At 47.6% G+C, this 273-nt stretch carries 1 protein-coding gene; it reads left to right on the top strand.

Going from position 1 to position 273, the window contains the following annotated elements; translation table 11 throughout:
• Window positions 1-273, top strand: a 273-nt coding sequence (locus tag O970_RS00005; protein ID WP_036562023.1) for a biotin/lipoyl-containing protein, incomplete at both ends; no start/stop codon positions are given.

Below are 273 nucleotides of genomic sequence, written 5' to 3'. Positions count from 1 at the left end.
AGCGCTGCTGCTGCCGATCAAGTGGTTAATGTTCCTGATATCGGTGGTGATGAAGTTGAAGTCACAGAACTATTAGTGAAGGTCGGCGATAATGTGGAGATTGATCAATCATTAATGACCGTCGAAGGCGATAAAGCGTCAATGGAGATTCCAGCAACAGTTGCCGGTAAAGTAAAATCCATTTCGGTTGCGGTAGGGGATAAAGTTAAAACGGGTACGCCAATCATGGTATTTGAAGTTGCGGGTCAACCGGCTGTTGCCGCGCCAACCGCA

The organism is Candidatus Schmidhempelia bombi str. Bimp, assembly GCF_000471645.3.
Taxonomy (GTDB): Bacteria; Pseudomonadota; Gammaproteobacteria; order Enterobacterales; family Orbaceae; genus Utexia; species Utexia bombi.
Note: the sequence above shows the minus strand (reverse complement) of the source record. Positions and strands in the feature narration are given on the sequence as shown.